The organism is Streptomyces africanus (assembly GCF_030816955.1).
Lineage (GTDB): Bacteria > Actinomycetota > Actinomycetes > Streptomycetales > Streptomycetaceae > Streptomyces > Streptomyces africanus.
This window is the reverse complement of the sequence record NZ_JAUSYP010000001.1, coordinates 3,179,188-3,193,796: the sequence shown is the minus strand read 5'-3', so window position 1 is coordinate 3,193,796 and position 14,609 is coordinate 3,179,188. Positions and strand designations below refer to the sequence as shown.

General features: G+C 72.8%; 14 protein-coding genes and 1 tRNA gene. 5 read left to right on the top strand and 10 right to left on the bottom strand.

Annotation, left to right across the window (positions count from 1 at the left end; genetic code table 11):
* Positions 1-17 precede the first annotated feature (17 nt).
* Entirely contained in the window at positions 18-965 is a 948-nt protein-coding gene (locus QF034_RS14695) for a D-2-hydroxyacid dehydrogenase (protein ID WP_307175388.1), read from the bottom strand.
* Positions 966-1,162: 197 nt separating this feature from the next.
* Here QF034_RS14695 and QF034_RS14690 point away from each other — a divergent pair, with 197 nt between their 5' ends.
* The 4 genes from QF034_RS14690 to QF034_RS14675 all read left to right on the top strand — a co-directional run bounded on the left by QF034_RS14690 (position 1,163) and on the right by QF034_RS14675 (position 4,379).
* The gene (locus QF034_RS14690; RefSeq protein ID WP_307175387.1) at positions 1,163-1,978 is read left to right on the top strand and encodes a maleate cis-trans isomerase family protein; all 816 of its coding nucleotides are present in this window, start codon (positions 1,163-1,165) and stop codon (positions 1,976-1,978) included.
* Complete coding sequence (locus QF034_RS14685) at positions 1,975-2,706, top strand: maleate cis-trans isomerase family protein (protein ID WP_307175386.1); 732 nt, start codon at positions 1,975-1,977, stop codon at positions 2,704-2,706. The genes QF034_RS14690 and QF034_RS14685 overlap by 4 nt, the downstream gene beginning before the upstream one ends.
* 221 nt (positions 2,707-2,927) lie before the next feature.
* A complete protein-coding gene (locus QF034_RS14680; protein WP_307175385.1) occupies positions 2,928-3,197 on the top strand; it encodes a hypothetical protein in 270 nt (89 codons plus the stop codon).
* 90 nt (positions 3,198-3,287) lie between these two features.
* Entirely contained in the window at positions 3,288-4,379 is a 1,092-nt protein-coding gene (locus QF034_RS14675; RefSeq protein WP_307175384.1) for an LLM class flavin-dependent oxidoreductase, read from the top strand.
* On the opposite strand, the gene QF034_RS14670 is transcribed toward QF034_RS14675, so the two are convergent.
* Positions 4,355-6,217: a putative bifunctional diguanylate cyclase/phosphodiesterase gene (locus QF034_RS14670; RefSeq protein WP_307175383.1), complete on the bottom strand. Its 1,863-nt coding sequence runs from the start codon at positions 6,215-6,217 to the stop codon at positions 4,355-4,357. The two genes, QF034_RS14675 and QF034_RS14670, sit on opposite strands and share 25 nt — an antisense overlap.
* 277 nt (positions 6,218-6,494) lie before the next feature.
* Here QF034_RS14670 and QF034_RS14665 point away from each other — a divergent pair, with 277 nt between their 5' ends.
* Positions 6,495-7,790: a M6 family metalloprotease domain-containing protein gene (locus QF034_RS14665; protein ID WP_307175382.1), complete on the top strand. Its 1,296-nt coding sequence runs from the start codon at positions 6,495-6,497 to the stop codon at positions 7,788-7,790.
* A 68-nt stretch (positions 7,791-7,858) separates the two neighbouring features.
* Here QF034_RS14665 and QF034_RS14660 read toward each other — a convergent pair.
* From QF034_RS14660 to QF034_RS14625, 8 genes are all read right to left on the bottom strand, one after another.
* Positions 7,859-7,932: transfer RNA gene (locus QF034_RS14660), tRNA-Lys, on the bottom strand.
* Positions 7,923-8,522: a bifunctional DNA primase/polymerase gene (locus QF034_RS14655; protein ID WP_307175381.1), complete on the bottom strand. Its 600-nt coding sequence runs from the start codon at positions 8,520-8,522 to the stop codon at positions 7,923-7,925. The genes QF034_RS14660 and QF034_RS14655 overlap by 10 nt, the downstream gene beginning before the upstream one ends.
* A 134-nt stretch (positions 8,523-8,656) precedes the next feature.
* Entirely contained in the window at positions 8,657-9,025 is a 369-nt protein-coding gene (locus QF034_RS14650) for a DUF8844 domain-containing protein (protein WP_307175380.1), read from the bottom strand.
* A gap of 122 nt (positions 9,026-9,147) precedes the next feature.
* The gene (locus QF034_RS14645) at positions 9,148-9,297 is read right to left on the bottom strand and encodes a hypothetical protein (protein WP_307175379.1); all 150 of its coding nucleotides are present in this window, start codon (positions 9,295-9,297) and stop codon (positions 9,148-9,150) included.
* A gap of 196 nt (positions 9,298-9,493) precedes the next feature.
* Positions 9,494-10,828, bottom strand: coding sequence for an AAA family ATPase (locus QF034_RS14640; protein WP_307175378.1), 1,335 nt, complete (start codon positions 10,826-10,828; stop codon positions 9,494-9,496).
* A complete protein-coding gene (locus QF034_RS14635; RefSeq protein WP_307175377.1) occupies positions 10,825-12,417 on the bottom strand; it encodes an amino acid adenylation domain-containing protein in 1,593 nt (530 codons plus the stop codon). The genes QF034_RS14640 and QF034_RS14635 overlap by 4 nt, the downstream gene beginning before the upstream one ends.
* Positions 12,408-13,529 carry a hypothetical protein gene (locus QF034_RS14630; protein WP_307175376.1) on the bottom strand — a complete coding sequence of 374 codons (1,122 nt, stop codon included), beginning with the start codon at positions 13,527-13,529 and terminating at the stop codon, positions 12,408-12,410. The genes QF034_RS14635 and QF034_RS14630 overlap by 10 nt, the downstream gene beginning before the upstream one ends.
* A complete protein-coding gene (locus QF034_RS14625) occupies positions 13,480-14,433 on the bottom strand; it encodes a phosphatase PAP2 family protein (protein ID WP_307175375.1) in 954 nt (317 codons plus the stop codon). Before QF034_RS14625 ends, QF034_RS14630 begins: the two co-directional genes overlap by 50 nt.
* Positions 14,434-14,609 lie beyond the last annotated feature (176 nt).

Genomic DNA, 14,609 nt, shown 5'->3' with positions numbered 1-14,609 from the left:
GCACCCTCCAAGGAACGTCAGTGTCCGGGTACATACCCGCGCTGTTTGTCGACCACGTTCTCCAGCGGCTTTCCCGCCGCCCACAGCTCGTACAGTTCCACGAACTGGGCGCCGAGCTCGTCCCGCCAGCCGACGATGTCGCCGCTCATGTGCGGGGACACGATCAGGCCCGGGACCTGCCACAACGGGCTGTCGGGGGTCAGCGGCTCGGACTCGAAGACGTCCAGGGCGGCGCCCGCGATCCACTGCTTGGCCAGGGCCTCGGCGAGCGCGTCCTCGACGACCAACTGGCCGCGGCCGATGTTGACGAACCGGGCGGACGGCTGCATCACGCCGAAGCGGCGGGCGTCGAACATGCCGTGCGTCTGCTCCGTGAGCGGCGCCGCCGCGATCACCCAGTCGGCGCGCGCCAGCAGCCGGTCCAGATCCTCCGGGCCGTGCACGCCGGCGCGCGGGGCGCGGCCCACGAGCGCCGTCGTGATGTCCAGCGCCTCCAGCGTGCGGGCGATCGCCCGGCCGATCGGCCCGGTGCCGACCACGACGGCCCGGCTCCCGGCGACCTTCTGCGACTCGCGGTGCCGCCAGGTCCGCTCCCGTTGCAGCTGAAGCGTGCGCGGCAGGTCCTTGGCCATCGCCAGCACGAGCGCGGCGACGTACTCGGCGATCGGCTGGTCGAAGATGCCGCGCGCGTTCGTCACCACCGTGTCGGAGGCGGCGAGTTCCGGACACATCAGATGGTCCACACCGGCGCTGGCCGTATGCACCCAGCGGGGCCGCGGGCCCTCGCCGGGCCAGGCGTCCCGCACGGCGCGCGAGGTGAAATCCCACACCAGGAGTACATCCGCACGCGGGAGGCGTGCGGCGAGACCCTCAGCGTCGGTGTGTTCGATACTGGCGTGGCCGGTGAGGCGGCCGAGGCGAGGGAGGGGTTCGGCGTCCAGGACGAGCAGGGTGGGGGTGGGCATGAGCAGCCGTTTCTCCAGCCGTGCGGCGGGGGCGGCCGGCCTTCGGGAGGCGGCCGGTGACGACGAGTTAACACGGTGTTGACCAAGGAATGATCCGGACGGATTGACCACGCTCGCACCCGAACCTACCGTCGTCAACACGGGCGTTCCCACGATCCGTTGCACACTCGTTGCCCAGTGTGAGGCCGGTGCCCTGCATGGACGTCTCATTTCTCGGCGGGCCCAGCCCGCAGCGCGGGGTCGGCGTAGTCGCCCCCTTCGACTTCGCACTCGACCGCGAGCTGTGGCGCTGGGTGCCGGACGAGGTCTCCCTGCACATGACACGAACACCGTTCGTGCCGGTCGAGGTCAGCCTCGATCTCGCCCGCATGGTCAGCGAACACGAGACGCTGAGCGAGGCGGTCCGCACGCTCAACGCGATCGCCCCCGAGGTCATCGCCTACGCCTGTACGTCGGGCAGTTTCGTCGGCGGCGTCATGGGCGAGCGCGCGATGTGCGAGGCGATGAGCCGGGCGGGCGCCGTCCCGGCGATCACCACCTCCGGCGGGTTGCTGGAGGCCCTGGTGGAGCTGGACGTACGGCGCGTGGCGCTGGTGACGCCGTACACGGTCTCGGTGACGCAGTCGCTGGAGGCGTACGTCGCCCAGGCCGGCGTGACGATCTCCGGCTGTGCCTTCATGGGCCTGACCCGGCACATCTGGAAGGTCCCCTACCGGGAGGTGGTGGACATGGCGCGGCAGGCCGTACGCGACGACGCCGACGCCCTGTTCATCAGCTGTACCAACCTGCCCACCTACGACGTCATCCCCCAACTGGAGGCAGAACTGCGCATCCCGGTGATCTCGGCCAACCAAGTGACGATGTGGGCGGCGCTGCGCCGACTGGGTACCCGTGCGGTGGGACCGTATCAAGCGCTGATCAATCCGGAGGCGCGCGCCGGTCTCGGATCGCCGGGGGCGGACCCCGGTCCCGTCGTGCCGGAAAAAGAGCAGCAGCAGGAAGGCTGGACATGACAGCACTGGGATTTCTCTACCCGGGCCACTCCGCCGAGGACGACTATCCGCGCATCGAGCAGTTGCTCGGCAGTGACATCCGGGTGGACCTGGTGCACACCGACATCGGTGAGGACGCGCACCGGGTGGACGCGCTGCTGGAGATGGGCTCCGCCGGGCGACTCGCGGCGGGCGTCCAGGAGCTGCGGCACGCCGGTGCGGACGCCGTGGTGTGGGCCTGCACCAGCGGCAGCTTCGTCTACGGCTGGGACGGCGCGCAGGACCAGGTGCGCACCCTGGCGCAGACGGCCGGCATGCCGGCCTCCTCGACGTCCTTCGCGTTCGTGCACGCGGTACGGGAGCTGGGGGTGCGCCGGGTCGCGATCGGCGCGACGTACCCGGACGACGTGGCGCAGTTGTTCGCCGAGTTCCTGCGGGCGGACGGCGTCGAGGTCGTCTCGGTGAAGAGCTCCGGCATCATCACGGCCGCCGAGGTCGGCACCTGGGGCGAGGCGGAACTCCTCGCCATGGCCCGGCACTCCGACCACCCCGAGGCCGAGGCCCTCCTCCTGCCCGACACGGCCCTGCACACGGCGGCTCACATCCCTGCCCTGGAGAAAGAGCTCGGCAAGCCGGTCCTCACCGCCAACCAGGTCACGGTCTGGGAGGGCCTGCGCCTGGCGGACCGCCGCGTGAACGCGCCGGAACTGGGCGCCCTGTTCACCAGGGAGCCGCTCGTCCAGGCCTGAACACGGGTGCCGTTCTCGCCGCCTACGCCCGGAATCGGTCCCACCTCTTCGGCGGGGCAGATCCGGGCATAGGGGGTGAACGGTCCCCTCAGAGCTGAGGAACCCTCAACTCCGCTGTCTCACAAGGCGCTTGACTTGACCGAAAGCGCGTTCCCCTTCCGTTGTCCATCCCGTGCACACTGGCCACGTCCGCAGCCAGTCGTGCCGTGAAGGACTTCCCGATGGCCGAAACGGGCCCGTTCAGATCCCCTGTAAGCGCTGTCCAGCTGTCCGGGCGCCTGCTGTGCTGGAGCCTGGCCGCCGCGATGATCACCGCCGCCGTGGACGCCGTCCTCGAACCGCGGGCGAACTGGTGGGGTGCCGTGTGGTCCCTGCCCTGGTGGCTCGCCGGTGGAGCCGCCCTCGCGTGGATCGTGCTCCGCGTCCGCGAGAAGGCCGCCCGGCGGCCCCCGTACGGCGGAACGCAGAGCGACTGGGAGCGCGCAGCCTGACTCCGCGGCAGCTCGCGGGAATAACCGGAGACAGTCCCCTGTTAAGGCCGGGAACGACAGCACACGGCCCACAGCAGGAGGCACCCCACCGTGGCGGCAGACGAGATACGCGGCGCAGCGCAGGGCAGCGCCCCCGTCCCCCTCTCCGTACTGGACCTGGTCACCGTCGGGGCCGGCCGCACCGCCTCCGACGCGCTGCGCACCAGCGTCGACCTGGCCCGCCTCGCCGAGTCGCGCGGCTTCCACCGCTACTGGGTCGCCGAGCACCACTCCATGCCCGGTGTGGCCTCGTCGTCCCCGGCCGTGATCCTCGCCCACCTCGCCGCCCACACCGGCCGCATCCGCCTCGGCTCGGGCGGCGTCATGCTGCCCAACCACGCCCCGCTCGTCATCGCCGAGCAGTTCGGGACGCTGGAGGCCATGGCCCCGGGCCGTGTCGACCTCGGGCTCGGACGCGCGCCGGGAACCGACGGTGCCACGGCCGCCGCCCTGCGCCGCACCGAACGCCTGAACGAGGGCGCCGACGACTTCCCCGAGCAGCTCGCCGAGCTGACCCGGTTCCTCGACGACGACTTCCCCGACGGGCATCCCTACCGCCGCATCCACGCCGTACCCGGGCCGATCCAGGCGACCAGCCCCGGCGGCGTCCAGTCCCCGCACCGCCCGCCGATCTGGCTGCTGGGCTCCTCCGGCTTCAGCGCCCGCCTCGCCGGTGTCCACGGGCTGCCCTTCGCCTTCGCGCACCACTTCTCGGCGCAGAACACCGTCCCGGCCCTGGACCTGTACCGGGAGTCCTTCCAGCCGTCCGCCGTGCTCGACGAGCCGTACGCTCTCATCGGCGTCTCCGCGCTCGCCGCCGACGAGGAGAAGGAGGCCCGCCGCCAGGTGCTGGCCGCCGCCCTCAGCATGGTCAGGCTGCGCACCGGACGCCCCGGCCTCGTGCCCAGCCCCGAGGAGGCGGAGGCCTACGCGTTCAGCCCGATGGAACGGGACTTCGTCGACTCCTGGAACGCCAACGTCATCCACGGCACCCCGGACGAGGTCCGCTCCGGCCTGGACGATCTGCACAAGCGCACCGGCGCCGACGAGCTGATGATCACGGCCAACGCGCACGGCGGCGACGTACGCGTGCGCTCCTACGAACTCATCGCCGACGCCTACGGGTTGCCGACACCCGCCTGAACGCCCGGCGTGCCCAGCAGCTCGGAGATGCGGTCCGGCGGCACCGGACGGGAGTAGAGCCAGCCCTGTCCGGTGTCGCAGCCGATGCGCCGCAGCCGGGTCGCCTGGTCCGAGGTCTCCACGCATTCGGCCGTGACGGTCAGACCCAGCCGGTGCGCGAGCTGGATCATCGCCTCGACCACGACCTCGTCGGCCGGGTTCGGGCGGGCGGCCGTGCTGTCCCGGTCGTCGTACTGGAAGCCGCGGACGAAGGTGCCGTCCAGCTTCAGTACGGACACCGGCAGGCGGCTGAGGTAGGCCAGGTTCGAGTAGCCGGTGCCGAAGTCGTCGATGGCGATGCGTACGCCCATGTCGCTGAGGGCCTTCAGGGCCTGGAGCGGCCGGCCGGCCGAGCCCATCACCGCCGACTCGGTGAGCTCCAGCTGGAGCAGGTGCGGCGCGAGGCCCGTCTCGGCCAGGGTCTCCGCGACGTCCGCCACCAGGTCCGAGTCCCAGACCTGACGTACCGCCACGTTCACGCTGACGAAGATCGGCGGCTCGTCGGGGTGGTCCAGCTGCCAGCGGCGGGCCTGCCCACACGCTGTCCGCAGCACCCAGCGGCCCAGCGGAACGATCGAACCGTCCTCCTCCGCAAGTCCGATGAACCGATTCGGCGTCAGTACGCCGAACTGGGGATGGTTCCAGCGGATCAGCGCCTCGACCCCGTGCAGCCGGTCGTCCTCCATGCCGACCAGCGGCTGGTACTCCAGTTGGAACTCGCCCCGGTCGATGGCCGGACGCAGCGTGGAGGCGAGGGCCTGGCGGGTCATGCGGTGGGCGTTGCGCTCCGGGTCGAACAGCGTCCAGCGGGACTTGCCGTCGGCCTTCGCCCAGTACAGCGTGGTGTCCGCGGCCTGCATCAGGGCGGTGGGGGTCGTCCCGGCCGCGTGCCGCTCCACCACGCCGATCGACGCCGAGACCGACAGCCGCTGCCCCAGGATGTCGAACGGGTCCTGGATCGCCTCCAGCACCGACTCGGCGAGCTCGGCCAGTTGCTCGGTGCCCGTGGAGTCCTCGACGAGCAGCGCGAACTCGTCCCCGCCGAGCCGGGCCACCAGCGGGACGCTGGGCCGGGACCGCCCGGCCTCGTCCGCACAGTGCGTGAGGCGCTCGGCGACGGCGGTCAGCAGCCGGTCGCCCACGCGGTGGCCCAGGGTGTCGTTGATGGCCTTGAAGCCGTCCAGGTCCAGGTAGCACAGCCCGATCCGGCCCGTGCCGCTCTGCTCGTACGACTCCGCCTCCAGCGCGGCCGACAGGCGTTCGAAGAACAGCGTGCGGTTGGGCAGCCGGGTCACCGGATCGTGCATCTGCAAGTGCCGCAGCCGGGCCTGGAGTTCGCGGCGTGAGCTGATGTCGGCGACGGACAGCAGGACGGCCCGGTCCTCGGCGGGCAGCGGGGCGACCGTCACCCGCACCCACAGCGAATGCCCGTCCGGGTGCTTGAGCCGGCGTGTGCAGCGCAGCCGGGACTGCCGGCCGCGCAGCACCTCGCGGTACGCGTGCCAGGTGCGGGCGTCATCGGTGAGGTCGACCAGGTCGGCGGCGACGGCCCCGGCCAGATCGTCAGGCGGGGTACCGAGCAGCGCGGCCAGCGAGTCGTTGGCGCTGACGACCGTCCCCTCGCGGTCGACGACGGCCATGGCGAGCGGGGCGGCCGTGAAGACGGAGCGGTAGGGCGCGGGCGCCGGAGGTCCGGTACGTGCAGGCGTATCGATCTCACTCTCTGTGACGACCGGCCGGTCCAGGTCTGCCGCGGGCGCCGGCCCTTCGGAGGTTCCGCTCACCGCTCGCTCCCGCATGTATTCGATCTCTGTCCGTGCAGGAAAGGTCAGGAAAGTGTGCCGATCATAGAGGCTGGCCCCAGGGCCTTCCAGCCGGTGTCCAGTGTTCCGGACCAGCCCGCCCTTCTGCCAGATCGTTTCTGCTCACGCCTGGACGGCTTCTTCAGGCCCCCGACCAGTTGTGACGTTCTGTGAGTGGTTCGCGGGTGTCGACGTCCGCGATGTTTCGGCTTCTTCACCCGACTGGTGCAAGCAAACAGGACGCAGTACGACAAATCATCACAGGCTGGGTGCGGTGTCCCGCGAACCGTACCCGGAGGTACCCGTGCCGCGTCAGTTCTCGCGCGCCCGACTGCGCAGCACCGCGGCCGTGTTCACCACCATGTCGGCGCTCGCCGCGACCTCCCTCGGCACCGGCCCGTCGGCCGCCGAGCCCGACTCGGCCGCGCCCTGCGCCCTGACCCGCACCGACGCCCACCACTCCGAGGGCCTGGACACCTGGAACGCCGCCTACCCGCGCCCGGCCCGGGCCCTGGACGCGGTCATGGTCTTCCTGTCCTTCCCGGACGCCCATCCGCTGACCACACCGCAGGAGCTGACCGCCGACCACTTCCCCGCCACCACCCGCTTCTTCGAACGCGCCTCCTACGGCCGCTTCACCCTGCGCCCGCACCCGCTCGGGCACTGGATCCAGATGCCGCAGCCGTCCACGGCGTACGACATACAGCGCGACTGGAGCGCCGCGCACCGGGCGGCGTACCTCCGGGACGCGCTCTCCGTGGCCGACCCGCAGGTCGACTTCTCCCGCTACGACGTCGTGTACTTCGTCGCCGACCCGGACGCGCCCGGTGTGGACTCCGACGCGACCAAGGTGGTCAACCTCACGAGTCCGATGCGGGCCGACGGCACCGATCTGCGCCGGGTCGTCACGGTGTTCGAGCAGCATCCGCCGGACCGGCTCGTCCTCGCCCATGAGACCGGGCACGTGTTCGACCTGCCCGACCTCTACCACCGGCCCGTGGACGGCAAGGGTGACTGGGACACGCACGTCGGCGACTGGGATCTGATGGGCAGCCAGTTCGGACTGGCCCCCGACCTGTTCGGCTGGCACAAGTGGAAGCTGGGCTGGCTCGGGCAGCGGCAGGTGCGGTGCGTGCAGGACGCGGGGCCCGCCCGGCTGACCCTGGAGCCGCTGGCGGCCGGGCCCGGGGTGGCGGTGGCGGGCGCCGCGGGGGCGCCGGCCTTCGGTCTCGGGCGGGGCACCAAGCTCGCCGTGTTGCGCACCGGCCGCGACAGTGTGCTCGCGTTCGAGGCGCGCGGGCCGGTGGGCAACGACGTGGCCGCGTGCCGGCAGGGGGTGCTCGTGTACCGGGTGCGGGGCGGGGCGCAGTCCGGGGGCGGGCCGATCGAGGTGATCGACGCCCACCCGGGCACGGAGGCCTGCTGGGAGGACTCGGTCTACCCGCCCCTCGCGGACGCGCCGATCGGCCCCGGGGAGAGCTTCACGGTGCCGGGGGAGGGCGTCCGGGTGGAGGTGGAGGGACGTACGGCTTCGGGGGCCTGGACGGTGCGGATCATGGTCGGGCGCTGAAGGCGCGCGGCTCGGACGCCGGGGCATGCAGAAGGCCCCTCGCTCTCGCGAGGGGCCTTTGCCGTCTGTGCGCCGCCAGGGACTCGAACCCCGGACCCGCTGATTAAGAGTCAGCTGCTCTAACCAACTGAGCTAGCGGCGCCTGCTGACGTCGTAGACCTTAGCACCCGGGTCGGCGGGAGGAAAAATCGATATCCGCACGGCCGAACGGGCCGCCCGGACGGCCGCCCACAGCAGTACCTCGGGGCCGGGTAACCAGGGCTGACGGGTGTCGGGGGCGACGAGCCAGCGGGCACCGGAGCGGTCGGCGGAGGCGTCGTCCGCCGGCGCCGGGACGGTCACGGCGTCGCCCGTGCCGTGGCACAGCAGGGGCGGGACACCGCCCGTGCGGCCGCGCTCCCGGGGGTCCCCGCCGTGCTTGCCCCACTCCTCCCACTCCAGCAGCGCCGGCAGCCGCTGGGCCGTCCCGGGCGCGGCGAACAGCAGCATCCGGCCGCGGAACTCCGCGACCGGTCCCGAGCCGGGCCCGTCGTCCCACAGCCGGTCGAGCATCCGCCGCCCGAACATCGCGGGCGCGCTGACGACGTCGAAGACCGACCCGCAGGGCAGCACGACCGGTGCGTCCGGGCGCTCCTCCCAGAGGGCGAGCGTGCTTCGCGGATACGTTCCTGCCGAGGCGAGCCATGCGGCCCCGTCCGGGGTGACATGGGAGGCGTTCCATGCGCTGCTCATGGCGTCAATGTCTACCGGGCGTGCCCGCGCGGTTCCCGAGGGTTGCGGGAAATCGGGACAGGAGGGGTGGGGAGGGAGTATCTTGCCCGCCTGGCATATGCCAGGTAGATCGAGAAGGTGCGGATCTCCCGGTCTCACACCGGGTCGACGGGCCCCCGGCCCTCGCCGCCGCCCCGCATCAGGTCCCGTCCGAACTCGACCATCTTCTTGGCGTAGTCCTCGGTCCACTCGGCCCGCTCGGCGATGTCCGCGGTCGTCAGCCGGTCGAACCGCCGCGGATCCGCCAGCTGCGCCGCCGCGATCGCCTGGAACTCCAGCGCCCGGTCCGCCGCGGCCCGGAACGCCAGCGTCAGCTCCGTCGCGCGGGACAGCAGCGCGCGGGGGTCGTCGATCGACTCGAGATCGAAGAAGTGCTCAGGGTCGGAGGCCGCCTCCGCGGGCTCGAAGAGCAGGGGCGCGGGGCGTAGCCGCGGTTCGTTCCGACGCGGCGTGTGCTCCGCCATGTCTACTCCTCCTCGTACGTCGCGCTGACCCTCCCGGTGGAGTGGGCCACCGTCCATTGTCTCGCGGGCGCGCAAGTGGGCATCGCGGTGGTGGATACGGCTGCGACACCCCCCGGCGTTCGTCACGGCCTCCACGACACGCGATGTTCGGCCAGATGCGCCAGCACCGCATGATTCGCCTCCCACCCATCCGGGCTGTGTTCATCGGCCGCCTCCGGCGGCGTGCCGGCCTCCGGCCGGCGGAGGGTGGGGTGTCCGCTGGTGGGGATCATGGCCGCCGTACTCCCGGCGTTCGTCATGGGTGCCAGGACACGCGATGTTCGGCCAAGTGCGCCAGCACCGCGTGATTCGCCTCCCACCCATCCGGGCTGTGTTCATCGGCCGCCTCCGGCGGCGTGCCGGCCTCCGGCCGGGGGAGGGTGGGGTGTCCGCTGGTGGGGATCATGGCCGCCGTACTCCCGGCGTTCGTCATGGGTGCCAGGACACGCGATGTTCGGCCAAGTGCGCCAGCACCGCGTGATTCGCCTCCCACCCATCCGGAAACTTCACCACTGTCCCCAGCTGGACCGGCTCCGTCGACGGGTAGTCGTCCAGCAGGTCGCTTACTCCCGCCCGGCAGACCACGACGCACGCGTGCCGGTGGCGGGAGGCAAGGACGCACAGGCGGCCCGTCTCCAGGTGGAAGGCCGTGGCGTCGGGGCGGCCGGAGAGGGGGTGCAGGACTACCGTGACGTCGTACTCGCGGCCCTGGAGCCGGTTCGCCGTGTCCACGACCACGTCGGTGACGCCGAGGTCGGCCAGGGCCGCGCGGACCGCAGCCGCCTGGTCCCGGTGGGCCGTGCCGACGGCGATCCGGTCGGCGGTCAGGGGCGTCGGGTCCGGTGAGCGTTCGGAGGTCGCCGCACCGCCCCGGTCCAGCAGGCGCCGTACGACCGTCGCCACCGCCCGCACCGCCTCGGGGTCCGTGCGCGGGGTGTGCCGGGCGGGCAGCTCCAGCAGGCCCCAGCCCGACTCGGCCGCCTCGTCGATCACCCGGTCGGGGCCCGAGCCGTCCGACGGCACGGCGAAGGAGAGACGGCGGTCGCCGTGGCCGGTGCCGCTGCGGAACGGCGTGTACGGGTAGAAGGCGTTCGAGACCAGGGGCGCCGCCGAGGCCGGGAGCCGCCAGGACACCGGCAGACGGTGCTGGGGGAGGTCCGGGTTGTGCGCGAGCAGCGTCGTCACCGCCGAGGCCGACGGGTCGTAGGCGAGGCCCGCCCACTGCTCGCTGCCCACGATCGAGAACGGATCGAGCTGCCCCGGGTCGCCCACGAACAGCGCCCGCTCGAACAGCCCGGCCACGGCGAGCAGCGCGTCGGAGCGCATCTGGTACGCCTCGTCGACGATCGCGTACCGCCACGGCTCGTCGGCCTTCACATGCGCCCACTTCGCCGCCGTCGAGATCACCACGGCCAGCCCGGCGAGATCGGCCGCCTTCGCCGATTTGCGGACGTTCTCCAGGCCGTCGAGCGCCTTGTCGTACGGGTCGGCGTCACTGCTGTGCAGCCGGCCCACCGGCAGCTCGGGGTTCTTCTCGGCGAGCCGCAGGACCAGGTCGTCGACCTGGGCGTTGGTCTGCGCCACCACCATCAGCGGATGGCCGGCCTCGGCCAGCTCCAGGGCCGCGCGGACCACGAGCGTGGACTTGCCGGCGCCGGGCGGGGAGTCGACGACGACACCGCGCGCGGTGCCGTGCAGCGTGTCGTGGAGGATCGCGTCGGTGGCCTGGGCCGCGGCGGCGGAGGGATCGAAGAGCGTCGTCACAGCAGGTCCTCCGCGGTCACCGGGTCGGCGGCCTCCAGGGTCGCCTCGCCGGGCGGCCCGCCGTGCGTCCAGGGTGTCTCCTCCGGGTCGGGCAGCTTCGCGCCGCCCCGCTGCTCGTGCTCGAAGAGCGTGAAGCAGACACGGTCGCCCTTCTCCGGAACCGATCCCGGCTCGGGCTCCTTGCCGCGGCCCATCTTGTCGAGGATCCGCAGCACGACGGACGCGCCGTCCTCCTCGGCCCCGACGAACTCCGCCGACTGCGGCTTCCCGCCCAGCGACCGGTACACCTTCGTCCGCTCCCCGAGATGCGGCCGGTCGTCCGTGCGGACCGTGACCAGCGGGCGGGGGCTGGGGCGCTTGCCCTCGCTGTACGCCATCACGACGTCCGTGACCTCACCCGCGAACGCCTCCCCGGACAGCCGCCGTCCCGCCATGACCAGCGGGTCGTCGAGGGCCTCCTGCGCCTCCAGCCTGGCCTGTTCGCGCTCGCGTGTGGCGAGCTTGTTGGCCGCGGTGACCGCGTCGTCGCGGCGCGGCTGCGGGGGCTCGCCGGCCAGGACCCGGTCGCGGTGGCCCGTGAAGGACCAGCGGTCGCGGGTCCAGCGCTCCTCGACATGCGCCCCCTCGGGCAGCTCCCGCAGCAGGTCGAGGCCCTGCCAGACCTTCTCCCAGGTGGGCAGGGTGCGGCTGAGCACCAGGTCCCGGATCTCCCGCTCGGCGGCGGTCAGCGCACCGAGCCGGTCGTCGGCCTCCAGGCCGTCCTCGGCGGCGGCCAGGGCCGTGCGGGCACGGTCGTAGCGCTCGATGGCGGGGGCGAGCAGCTTGTTGTCGAACGCCGGGTCGGTGGCGGGACCGGCCGGGGGGCACGTCAGCTGACCCTGCGCGTCCCGCTCCAGTTCGGCGCGCAGCGCGGCCTCGGCGCCGGTCAGGCCCTCCGGCGGGTCGATCCAGGCGAGCAGCGCCCCCAGATGCTGGTCCTCCAGCGTGGACTGCCCGGTCGCCCAGTGCCTGCCCAGTACGTCGGTCATGGCCAGCAGCAGCGAGGAGCCGGGCACCCGGGCCCGCTCCCCGAAGTGCGTCAGCCACCGCCCGAGCAGCGGCACCCGGGGCGGCGCCGGATACGGGGCCTGCGGGTCCTGCTCGGCCGTCCGCCGGAAGCGCATGGAGCGCCCGAGCAGGCGCACCAGGTCGATGCCCGCGCGGCTCGGCACGATCAGCTGCGGCGCGTCCGCGCACAGGTCGACCTCGACCTTGACCCGCTTGCCGGTCTCCGGGTCGGTCTCGGTGCGCTCGGCGGCCTCCATGACCTCGGCGTAGGCGTCGACGTACGGCAGCACCACGTCGGCCAGTTCGGCCAGGAGCGCGAACCTGAGGTCGCGGTCGCGGGGCTGCGGGACGACCAGCAGACGCGGCGCGTCCCGGTCGGTGCCGACCAGCGCGCCGAGCGGGGCGCCGGCCTCACCGGCGGTGATGAGCGGCACGAACACCAGCGGGCGGTCGGACAGGTGCCGGTGCCGGACGGTCGCGGCGGGCTGGGCGCGGCCCGTGCTGACCGCTTCGAGCCGGGCCAGGGTGGAGATCAGCGACACGCCGCCTCCAGTGCCTCGGCGCGCAGGGCCGCCGCCCGCCTGAGGGCCGCCACCGCCGGATCGTCGGGGTCGCCGGCCTCCCCGCGGGCCGCCGCCAGGACGTCCTCCACGGTCGTCAGCCCGCCCAGCTCCGCCCGCACCGGCCGCCCGAGCGAGGTCACCGCGCCCGCCTCGCGGGAGCTGCCCCGGCAGTGGAAGGCCAGCTCGCACGCGGACAGGCACTCCGGCGCGTACGTCGCCGGGACCGACTCCACGTGGGCCGTCAGCTCGTCGGCGGGCAGCTCGGGGGAGAAGCACGTGCCCTCGGGGAGCGTCTCGGCGATGTCCTCGATGCGGGTCAGCCGGGTCAGCTGGCGGGCCGTCACCGCGCGCTGCTTGCGGATGTCGACGGCGGACGCGGCCGGCAGGTTGGAGAAGTCCCTGGGGCAGACGAGCAGGATCCGGTGCCGCACGCGCGGGGAGGGATCCAGACGGGCCGCGACCTCCTCCAGCGCCAGCACGTACACCGCAGCCTGCCGGGCCGCCGCCCCGACCTTCGCCGGGTCCGCCGAACCGTCCAGCAGCGGGAACGACTTGATCTCGACCACCGTCCAGCTGCCGTCCGGATGCACCACGACGGCGTCCGGCTCCAGGAACGCGGGGGAGCCCGCGACATCGAGCGCGAGCATCGGGTGGTCGAGCAGCGTCCACGCGCCCGGGTGCGCGGCGGCCTCCCGCAGCTCCAGCGCCGTACGGGCCGTACGCCCCTGGGGGCCGGTCGCGGTCAGGTCGGGCACGCGCGCCTCGGCGGGCGGCTCGGCCGTCCGGTCCAGCTTCTCGTGCACCAGCCGCAGCAGCTCCGCGCCGCCGTCGGCCTTGACCTTCGCCTCGAACGCGTTGCCCCGTGTGAGCGCGAACTGGGACTGCCCGAAGGCCGACGGCGAGCCCAGCGCGCTCGCCAGCGCCGCCTTGTTCACCCCGGCCCCGTCGAGGATCGCTCTGCGCGCACAACCGGGGTTGGCGGCCAGCGCCGCCAACGCGCGCGCGTCCAGGGCCTTCGCCGGTACGTCGGGACCGCGCAGCTCAGCGAGCCGGTGCCGGAGCGCCGTCCCCCGCGTCCTTGGGGGAGGCACCCGGCTCGGCTCCCGCTCCGAACCGCGACTCGCGCTGCCGTGGAATTCGCTCACCCGCGGAAGTCTGGCATCCGGCACTGACAATCGAGGAACCCGCGGCGGGAGATGCCGTCGTGACCGGTGCCGCCCGCGGCACGACACGCGCCTTGACCCGGTCCGCCGCGCGCAGCACGACCGGTGCCAGCAGCAGCCCGACGCCCATGACGGCCGCGCCCGCGACCGCGTCGAGGAAGTAGTGGTTGGCGGTTCCCATGACCACGATCGTCGTGATCAGCGGGTAGGCGACCCCGGCGGCCTTCGCCATGCGCGTACCGCCGTAGCGCCACAGCATCACCCCGCACCACAGGGCCCAGCCCACGTGCAGACTCGGCATCGCCGCGTACTGGTTGGTCATTCCGCCCATGCCGCGCGGGGCGCTCGCAGCGCCGCCCCACCAGCCGTACGAGCTGTACTGGGCCATCGTGTCCACGAAGCCGTGACTGGCGTCGAGGAGCCGGGGCGGGCAGGTCGGCAGCAGGGTGAAACCGATCAGGCCGATGAGGGTGGACGTCATCAGCCAGGTGCGCGCGGCGCGGTACCGCACCGCGCGGGAGCGGAAGAGCCACACGAGGATCGCCGGCGTGACCAGGTAGTGCAGCGACGCGTACCAGAAGTCCGCCGGGACGCCTATCCAGGCCTCCTGGGTGAAGAGGCGGTTGAGCGGGTGCTCGGCGTTGAGATACAGCGCCTTCTCGATGCGCAGGATCGCCAGACCGTGGTCGACCGCACCGGACACGTCGCCCCGGGCGAGGAGCCGGCCCGCCGTGTAGCACGCGTACACCAGCAGGATCAGCGGCAGCTCCGTCCACCAGCGGAGCCGGAGCGCAGGGGCCGCCCCGGTGCCCGGTGTCTCGGTGTGCGGCATCCGATCGCCCTCCCCCTTCGTCTCCACGCGGCATCCGGCCGGTCGTGCCACTTTACGGCGTACGTGCGCCCCCTGGAGGCGCCCTCCGGACCTCAAAGACGCAGAGATCGCCCCCCGGGTTGCCCGCGACCAGCGTGCGCGATGATGGTGGAGTTCCGCTCGCGATTTCCTCCCGG